The 737-nt window shown below is 80.6% G+C and carries 1 protein-coding gene; it reads right to left on the reverse strand.

All coding sequences use genetic code 11. The features are described from left to right. Positions 1–737, reverse strand: a 737-nt coding sequence (locus ABEB16_RS21995) for a ComEC/Rec2 family competence protein (protein ID WP_345714298.1), incomplete at both ends; no start/stop codon positions are given.

A 737-nucleotide genomic window follows, 5' to 3' on the forward strand; every position in this document is an offset into this window, starting at 1 on the left:
GAGGCCGGTGAGGCGAGCGCCGCGAGCAGACCCAGGACGGTGGCGGGCGCGACGGCGGGGGCGACGACGACGTTGACCGCGACGGCGAGCAGGTTGACGCCCGGCTGCAGCATCGCCGCCACCGGCCCGCACACCGCCTGCGCAGCCGCCGGGACCGCCACCGCGGCGGCCAGCCACCCCGGCACGCCGCGGGCCCGCAGCCACCGCGCCCACGGGGCCGCGAGGACGAGCAGCCCGCCGGTGGCGAGCACCGACAGCGCGAAGCCGTACTGCCGCCCGAGCCACGGGTCGACGACGAGCAGGGCCACCACCGCGGCCAGCAGCGGCGGCAACCCGCGCCCGGGGCGCCCGCCGAGCAGCCCGAGCAGTCCGACGGCCCCCATCGCCGCGGCGCGCAGCACGCTGGGCTCGGGGCGGGCGAGGACGACGAAACCCGCCAGGACGGCGCCGGCCAGCAGCAGCCGGGTGCGCCGCCCCAGGCCGATCCCCCGCGCGAGCATCAGCGCCGCCCCGCACACGAGGGTGGTGTTGCTGCCGCTGACGGCCGTCAGGTGCGCCAGGCCGGTGGCGCGCATGTCGGCCTCCAGCGCCGCGGGCATCGCGCTGGTGTCCCCCACGACGAGGGCCGGCAGCAGGCCCCGCTGGTCGGCGGGGCGCTGCGCGACGACCTCGCGCAGCGCGGTGAGCACCCGCTCGGCCACCGCCTGCACCGGGCCGGCCCCGCCCCGCCGCTGCGG

It is taken from the genome of Kineococcus glutinatus (genome assembly GCF_039542765.1).
Classification (GTDB): domain Bacteria; phylum Actinomycetota; class Actinomycetes; order Actinomycetales; family Kineococcaceae; genus Kineococcus_A; species Kineococcus_A glutinatus.